Source organism: Bacillus sp. JJ1122 (genome assembly GCF_036964885.1).
Taxonomy (GTDB): Bacteria; Bacillota; Bacilli; order Bacillales; family Cytobacillaceae; genus Mesobacillus.
The window spans coordinates 102503-110314 of sequence record NZ_JBALQL010000009.1; the positions used below are offsets into that span (position 1 = coordinate 102503).

A 7812-nucleotide genomic window follows, 5' to 3' on the forward strand; every position below is an offset into this window, starting at 1 on the left:
TTCATATTTTATCCAAATCATAGAAAATTAACGGGTCAATAATCTCGCTGACTCCATCCTTCTCCTGAAAACTCGGCAGGTACTTGTTCACCATTAGAATTTACTAGTTTAATATTGTCGAGATACCATCCACGGCCATTCGTGTAACTGTCTGTCTTATAACGGAATCTGATGAATTTTGTTGTTTCAGGAATATCCGCTTCAAACTGATCCCAGTCAACACTGCTGCCGGTAAAGACAGCTGCCTCTTTCCAGTTCACTCCGTCATCGGAGATTTCAAGGTAGCCATAATCAGCTTGTGCTTCAATTCGGTGCCATGTTTGGAATGATAGTTTAACAGGGCTGTTCAAATTCACTTCTGCTGTTAAAGAGCGCTGAATCTTATCTCCATAGCCTGAGAACCACGCAGATCCATCAGGAATATCAACAGGAATCGCATCCGCAACCTGTCTTGCCAGCTGTCTTCTGGCTACATTCGTTGAAACGGTGTTTCTGCTTGGGTGAACACGGTTCGTAAGCAGAATCGCAATCGTGCCATTGTTCTTATTCGCTACAATCGATGTCCCCGTATAACCAGTGTGGCCCATCGTGGATCCCTCTGATAATGCATCCATGAACCAGCCCTGTGCGAGCTCCCAGCCTAATCCATGATCATCTCCCGGGAATTGTGGAATCTGATTTTCAAGAATTTTATTAACGGTTTCCGGCTTGAGGATTTGGACACTTCCATAGCGGCCGTCATTCAAATACATATGGGCAAGCTTGGCAAGGTCTGCAGCTGTCGAGAACACTCCAGCATGGCCGGCAACTCCATCCAGTGACCAGGCGTTTTCGTCATGTACTTCTCCCCAGACGATCCCTCTGTTTGTCCATGGCTGATATTCAGTGGCTGCGATGCGGTTTTTCAGGGAAGCAGGAGGATTATACATTGTATCTTTCATGTTGAGCGGCCCGGTGATATGTTCCTTAACAAACTCATCCTGCCGCTGGCCTGAAAGGCGTTCGATCAAGACACCGAGCGTGATCATGTTGAGATCGCTGTATGTATAGGTGCTGCCCGGTTCATTGCTTAAAGGTTGCTTTAAAACGAGGTTGATTCTGTCTTCACGGCTGTTTCCTTTTGTATACAGAGGTACCCATGCAGTAAAACCGGAAGTATGAGTAAGCAGCTGCCTGATTGTCACATTTCCTTTGCCGTTTTCAGCGAATTCAGGAATATGCTTCGCAACCTTGTCATCCAATTCAAAACGGCCTTGATCATAAAGGATCATTGCTGCAGTGGTTGTGAAAATTTTACTGATAGAAGCAAGGTCAAAAATAGTATCTTCCTGCATCTTGATAGGATTACTTGATTCGGTTAATTGATCATCTTCATATTTGTACGCATATCCATAAGCTTCTTGTTTGACGATATGTCCTCTGCGGGCAACAAACGCTACAGCGCCAGGCATAACCCCATCAGCAATCATCTTTTCCATTTGTCCATCGATTTCATCAAGCGGTCCCTGGACCATTCCTGCTCCGCGGACTGAGCCTTTGTGGAGCACCGGTGACAATGGACCAGGCTTGTCCCATGAAAAGACAGGATGAGCTTTTTCAGTCGCGGTTTTCCCCTCCCTTTGTTCAATCGTTGAACCAGGCCCAGGATAGCCTTCCGCAAATGATACCGGAATCATCACTCCAGTACCTAGTACAGCAGCTAACGCAATTGTGAGTGGTTTTTTCTTCATATTTCCTCCTTTTTGAGCAATTGCTCTCTTAGTAAAGTAGAAATCTATGAAAGGGCTTTCATAGTGTACCTTTAGACTATCTAAATAACAGTATAGATGTCTATACCACCATAGGCCCAAGAAGCATTTAAAAATCAAAATCCCGGGACATTCGGCCCGGGATTTTAGATTCAAATAAATTGGGAAAATTCTGATAATATCAATAATCAATAGATTAAATGATTAACATACTAGAATTCTTTTTTTCCACGCATATTCTCTTTCTGCTTGATCCAATACCTGATTCCTCTGCCTGCATATGGCTCATCCTTAAACCTTGGAATGACATGAAGATGTGCATGGAAAATGGACTGTCCCCCTGCCTCGCCTGTGTTCCACCCGACACTGTATCCATCAGGCGAGTACTGTTGGTCAAGCATTTCTTTGGCACGCTGCAGGAGTTCCTGTGTATCGGTCCACTCATGGGCTGATAGCTGGAACACATCAGATTTATGGCATTTTGGAATGATCAAGCCGCTGCCAAGCAGGACTTGCTGCTCCGATTCCTTTTGGATAAAATAGCATGTCTCATTCTCAAAGACGATTTCCTGTTTTTCATCGGCAAATAAATTACAATACGGACATCCTTTATGGGACATAATGTTTATCCTCCAGTTTTAAAAGTAGACTGATTTCGCATCAGTTATCAGACAAAAATAAAGCAGCGTCCATTATAAGCGCTGCTTATCTAAAACTATTCCTTTAGTAATTTTTTCATCGCATGGATCTGTCCAAGATGGTAGGATTCATGGAATAACGCCATATTTGCAAGTTCCCCAAAAGTTTCAAGGCCCAAGAATGGCTTTTTAAGCTTCTCATCCAGCAGCGCTGCCGGGATTTCTTTTATTCTACCTAATTGCTCCTTTAATTGCCCAATTAACACCTCGACAGATGGAACATCTCCACTCCAATCTCCAGGACGAGTTCCATTGCCGAACAGCTCTATGTAATGTGCCGGAAGATGCGTTGATTTTTGAGGAAACCCCATCAGAAATTGCTCAGTCACTGTTAATACATGTCCAATATGCCAATGGATGGTATTGTTAAAGTCCTCTGGCTGGACACTTGCCTGCTCGGCAGAAATCGCTGCAAGCTCTTTTAAGAAAAATCCTCTCGTCATTTCAAATTGCTTAAATAATAATTTACTCACATTCATTCTCCTTCCCCGCTTGTATTACGTACTATACTTATTCTAATTTCTGGGATTATATGCTGCAAGGAATTCGGATTGGCTCTACCAAATACCCTATTATGTATATAGTGGTAAATAAGGAAAACGACTGACAAAATTTGTTCAAAACATTATGGCTGATGTGTGTCTTCACACTTTATTCACAGATTTATACAAATTCATTTGCTATTTTATAAGTGTAATCATTCATTACTTATTTTGAAGGGAAGCGATTTAGATGTTCGCGAAATGGTTAAGAGAGAACAATGTAGCTGCTGGCTTTTTGACTGTCCTGCGTGTCTGGCTCGGCTATAACTGGATGCACGCTGGCTGGGGAAAATTAACTGGTGAAGGATTCGATGCTACTGGATTTTTGAAAAATGCTGTTGCCAATCCGGTTAAAGGTCCCGATGGAAACATGGTTTACAGCTGGTATGTATCTTTCCTTGATAACTTCGCTATTCCAAATGTCGAACTTTTCAACTTCATTGTTCCGCTTGGTGAATTCCTGATCGGTCTTGGACTTATTCTTGGATGCTTAACAACTGCGGCAATGTTCTTCGGCCTTGTGATGAACTTCTCTTTCTTCCTTGCCGGTACTGTATCTCACAACCCAACTGACATCTTCTTCGGCTTCATCATTCTGTTTGCTGGATTCAACGCTGGAAAATACGGTTTAGACCGCTGGGTTGTTCCTTTCATTCGCAAAACTGTCTTTAAACAAACACCTGAGCCGGCACATAAAGCCGTTTAATGAAAAGAAGATCCCCTCCGAGAAATTTAATCGGAGGGGATCTTTATATTCCGGTTTTAATCTGATAGTGTTTTTAACATGATTTTTTTTCTAAAACCGCCACTGCGGTTCTTTTTAAGCTGGCGCATGAACTCGACTTCGGACTCTGTTATGCCTCTATGATCCGCAATGGCATAAATCACTTCCAAAAGATCGACAATTTCACTCAACAGCCTGTCTGTGCCAGCATGGCGAAATTTTTCAACTTCCTCATTGAATTTCTCCATTAATTTCTCACTAAATTGTTTGCTGTCTAAAATATCAAATTCGATTTCCCTTCCCTTTTCTTTCATTAATTCGGGAAAATAATCTCTTACAAGCTTGTTGTGTACTTTTTTCTCCATGTCATTTCTCCTTTTGAGGTCCTCTAGATAAACATATCCTTTATCTTATAGGTTCAAACTCATTTTACTTCAGGAGCTGAATTGGGAATTGCAGGATTGTGGTACAATATTTAAAAAATGAACTCCTTTAAAATAAACGGAGGAAATAGGATGGATACTCGTCAATTATCATATTTTGTACAGGTTGCTAAAGATAACAGCTTTACAGTGGCCGCAAGAAACCTCCATCTTTCCCAGCCCGCTCTCAGTAAAATGATTAAAAAGCTTGAGGAGGACCTTGGTGTCCAGCTGTTTGACAGATCTGAACATAAAATGTCTTTAACGGATGCTGGGGAAAGACTGTTCGAAGAGGGACAAAGGATTCTTTTAGAGATGGATTCCATTACAGAATCCCTTCAGGATACAAAAAATTTGCGGACCGGGAATGTAAGTGTCGGAATTCCGCCTGTCATTGGCACTAGCTATTTCCCCCCTCTGATCGCGAACTTCCGAAATGATTATCCAGGCATAAACCTTTCGATTATTGAAAATGGCGCGGTGACAGTATATGAAATGGTTGAAAAGGGATATGTTGACCTTGGACTCGTCATTTTACCCGAACTTTCGGACCGGATTGAATATATCCCGGTAACTGAAGATAAAGCAGTGCTGATCGTACACAATGATCATCCGCTTGCAAACCGGGAAAAGGTCGTTTTCGAGGACTTAAAAGATGAAACATTCGCCTTGTTAAACGAAACATTCCTGCTCCATCACCATGTAGTCAAGGCATGCAGGGAGGCCGGTTTTGAACCGAATATTTACTTCAAAAGTTCACAATGGGATTTCCTCACGGAGTTAGTCTGCCTTAATCAAGGAATTTCCATTATGCCAAGGCCGATTTTAGCCCGTTTCAATAGCAAAAGCATCAAGCAAATCCCCATTGAGCATCCTGAGATGACATGGCGGATTGCCATCATCCTGAAGAAAAATCGGTATGTCAGCTTCGCCGCTAAGAAATTTATTGAATATGTAAAAGAAAATATCAATTAACGACTCATGATTTCTTTTCAGATTAAAGGAAGTCTTATATGAACGATTTAGAGAGAGCACGGCATTTAGTCCGTGCTCTCTCTTTTTTTAATGGCTGTTTTCGTAAACATTGCTGTGTTTAATATGTTGATTGGAACGAAGGGATGCTCTCTTTCCTTGGTGGAGGCTGTAAACCTCCTCGGCGCTTTAGTGCAGCTTTTGCATTTCTTTATAACCAAAAGTTATTCCAAATATGAATTATATATATTTTATTTTATTATTGTGAACGCTTACATTTAGAGTGTAGATAATTTAACTCATGTAGGGGGCTTACATTATGAATAGAATGGAAGGCAAGATTGCTATCGTTACAGGAGGAGCAAGAGGGATTGGACGCCAAATCGTGGAAACGTTTGCGCAAGAAGGTGCAAAATTAGTCTATTCTCTTGATATGGGAACTGGAGAATACGATTTGCCAAATGTACGCCATGTGGAATTGAACGTAACGAATCGTGACCAGGTTGCGAAATTTGTTGAAGAAGTCAAAAACGAGTTTGGTACTATAGATGTTCTTATTAACAATGCAGGAATTACACGTGATGCATTAATCCAAAAGATGACTGAAGATATGTGGGATGCAGTCATTGATGTCAACCTGAAAGGCGTCTTCAACCTTACCCAGGCAGTAGCGCCTGTCATGATGGACAATGGCAAAGGATCGATCGTGAGCATCTCTTCTGTCGTAGGTGTATACGGAAACGTCGGCCAGACTAACTATGCTGCTACTAAAGCTGGTGTCATCGGCATGACTTATACTTGGGCAAAGGAATTCACGCGCAAAGGCGCAGCTGTTCGTTCCAATGCGATTGCTCCGGGATATGTTGAAACGGAAATGATGGCTACTGTGCCAGACAAAGTCCTCCAGCCAATCAGGGAAAAAACTCCACTTGGCCGTCTAGGAAAGCCACAGGAAATTGCTAATGCTGTCCTATTCCTTGCAAGTGATGAATCAAGCTATGTGAACGGTCACGTTCTTGAAGTAACTGGCGGATTAAGACTATAACCGACTCACTCATTTGGACAATAAAGAAAACTGATAATGAGGTGTTTACTATGTCTTCTGTAAAAATCATTACATCTAAAGAAGCAGCAAGCCTGATCACCGACAATTCCGTTGTTGGCCTTGGTGGTTTTATCGGCGTGGGCGTTGCAGAAGAAATCTATATAGAAGTAGAAAATCGATTCATTGAAAAGCATTCACCAAGGAATTTAACCCTGGTCTATGCAGCCGGGAATGGAGATGGCCTGGACCGCGGCATGAACCACTATGCACACGAAGGGTTAGTAAAAAGAATCATCGGAGGGCATATGGGACTTGCGCCTAAGTTCCAGCCTCTTGTGGTCAATAACAAAATTGAAGCCTATAACCTTCCACAGGGAGTCATTTCGCAAATGTTCCGTGATGGAGCCGCAGGAAAACCGAGAACGGTTACTCACGTGGGCCTTGGCACTTTTGTTGATCCTGACCTTGATGGCGGAAAACTGAATGAAGTTACGAAGGATGAAATCGTCGAAAAAGTAACTTTCGATGGCAAACCATATCTTGCCTATAAAACACAGCAGATTGACTTTGCGCTTCTGAAAGGTTCGGTTGCTGATGAAAACGGTAACATTAGTTTTGAAAAAGAGCCGCTTACGCTTGAGATTCTTTCCATTGCCATGAATGCACGCAACAGTGGCGGAAAAGTAATTGTACAGGTAGAGAAAATCGTGAAAAACGGAACAATCGATCCTAAGCTGGTTGCCATTCCGGGAATTTTAGTTGATTATGTTGTCGTTGTTGAAAACAATGCAAATCATATGCAAACATTTGGCACGCAGCTGAATGAGGATTTCTACCGCGGAGACGTTGTTCATCAGTTATCTGATAAAATATATCCACTTAACGAGCGAAAGGTTATTGCCCGCCGTGCAGCAATGCTTTTGAACGAAGATATTAAAGTACTAAACTATGGAATCGGTGTGCCAGAAATAATTGCAAAGGTCCTTCAGGAAGAGGGAATGAATGACCAGTTCACACCAACCTTGGAACCGGGAGCAATTGGCGGTACGGCTGCCAGCGGTCTTGATTTCGGATGTTCAATCGGTCCACAGGCTATTGTCGATCAGCCATATATGTTTGATTTTTACGATGGCGGCGGGATTGATGCAGCGTTCCTTGGCCTTGCACAATGTGATGGCAAAGGCAATATCAACGTATCAAAGTTCGGCCCTAAAATAGCAGGCTGCGGTGGATTCATCAATATCACGCAAAATGCCCGCCAGATTGCATTTTGCGGAACCTTTACTGCCGGCGGATTAAAGGTCCAGGCGGATGGTGGCAAGCTTGAAATCCTTCAGGAAGGCAAAGCAAGAAAATTCCTGGAGGAAGTAGAACAGGTTACGTTCAGCGGAGATGTAGCCCGTGAAAACAAGAAAAAAGTAATTTATATTACAGAGCGTGCAGTCTTCGAACTAATGCCCGAAGGTCTTACACTGACAGAAATTGCACCAGGGATCAATCTGGAAAAAGATATCCTGTCTCAAATGAATTTCAGACCCTTGATTGCTAAAGACTTAAAATTAATGGACAGCAGGATTTTCCTAAATGAACCCATGGGTTTAAAGGATGAAAAACCAGCAAGCATCCGTAAATATACAGCAGTATAATAAGAAAAGCGCAAG

Annotated in this window: 8 protein-coding genes; 4 read left to right on the top strand and 4 right to left on the bottom strand. The window is 42.3% G+C overall.

What is annotated here, in order from left to right; genetic code table 11:
- Positions 1–35: 35 nt before the first annotated feature.
- The 3 genes from V7201_RS06835 to V7201_RS06845 form a co-directional block, all read right to left on the bottom strand.
- Positions 36–1730, bottom strand: a complete 1695-nt coding sequence (locus V7201_RS06835; protein ID WP_335376044.1) for a serine hydrolase — start codon at positions 1728–1730, stop codon at positions 36–38.
- A 230-nt stretch (positions 1731–1960) separates the two neighbouring features.
- A complete protein-coding gene (locus tag V7201_RS06840) occupies positions 1961–2368 on the bottom strand; it encodes an HIT family protein (protein WP_335376045.1) in 408 nt (135 codons plus the stop codon).
- 95 nt (positions 2369–2463) lie between these two features.
- On the bottom strand, positions 2464–2919 hold the full coding sequence (locus V7201_RS06845; RefSeq protein ID WP_335376046.1) for a DinB family protein: 456 nt from the start codon (positions 2917–2919) through the stop codon (positions 2464–2466).
- A gap of 259 nt (positions 2920–3178) precedes the next feature.
- Here V7201_RS06845 and V7201_RS06850 point away from each other — a divergent pair, with 259 nt between their 5' ends.
- Positions 3179–3694 (top strand): DoxX family protein, encoded by a 516-nt coding sequence (locus V7201_RS06850; RefSeq protein ID WP_335376047.1) that lies wholly within the window; start codon positions 3179–3181, stop codon positions 3692–3694.
- 56 nt (positions 3695–3750) lie between these two features.
- Here the strand turns inward: V7201_RS06850 and V7201_RS06855 are convergent, their stop codons facing one another.
- On the bottom strand, positions 3751–4077 hold the full coding sequence (locus V7201_RS06855; protein WP_335376048.1) for a nucleoside triphosphate pyrophosphohydrolase: 327 nt from the start codon (positions 4075–4077) through the stop codon (positions 3751–3753).
- A 150-nt stretch (positions 4078–4227) separates the two neighbouring features.
- Between V7201_RS06855 and V7201_RS06860 the strand changes: the two genes are divergently transcribed.
- The 3 genes from V7201_RS06860 to V7201_RS06870 all read left to right on the top strand — a co-directional run bounded on the left by V7201_RS06860 (position 4228) and on the right by V7201_RS06870 (position 7797).
- On the top strand, positions 4228–5109 hold the full coding sequence (locus V7201_RS06860; RefSeq protein WP_335376049.1) for a LysR family transcriptional regulator: 882 nt from the start codon (positions 4228–4230) through the stop codon (positions 5107–5109).
- A 316-nt stretch (positions 5110–5425) separates the two neighbouring features.
- The gene (locus V7201_RS06865) at positions 5426–6151 is read left to right on the top strand and encodes a beta-ketoacyl-ACP reductase (RefSeq protein WP_335376050.1); all 726 of its coding nucleotides are present in this window, start codon (positions 5426–5428) and stop codon (positions 6149–6151) included.
- A 50-nt stretch (positions 6152–6201) separates the two neighbouring features.
- The gene (locus V7201_RS06870) at positions 6202–7797 is read left to right on the top strand and encodes an acyl CoA:acetate/3-ketoacid CoA transferase (protein ID WP_335376051.1); all 1596 of its coding nucleotides are present in this window, start codon (positions 6202–6204) and stop codon (positions 7795–7797) included.
- Positions 7798–7812 lie beyond the last annotated feature (15 nt).

Coding starts and splice junctions, on each gene's coding strand:
- V7201_RS06870 (WP_335376051.1), top strand. CDS start 6,202: ATGTCTTCTGTAAAAATCATTACATCTAAAGAAGCAGCAAGCCTGATC.
- V7201_RS06865 (WP_335376050.1), top strand. CDS start 5,426: ATGAATAGAATGGAAGGCAAGATTGCTATCGTTACAGGAGGAGCAAGA.
- V7201_RS06840 (WP_335376045.1), bottom strand. CDS start 2,368: ATGTCCCATAAAGGATGTCCGTATTGTAATTTATTTGCCGATGAAAAA.
- V7201_RS06855 (WP_335376048.1), bottom strand. CDS start 4,077: ATGGAGAAAAAAGTACACAACAAGCTTGTAAGAGATTATTTTCCCGAA.
- V7201_RS06835 (WP_335376044.1), bottom strand. CDS start 1,730: ATGAAGAAAAAACCACTCACAATTGCGTTAGCTGCTGTACTAGGTACT.
- V7201_RS06850 (WP_335376047.1), top strand. CDS start 3,179: ATGTTCGCGAAATGGTTAAGAGAGAACAATGTAGCTGCTGGCTTTTTG.
- V7201_RS06860 (WP_335376049.1), top strand. CDS start 4,228: ATGGATACTCGTCAATTATCATATTTTGTACAGGTTGCTAAAGATAAC.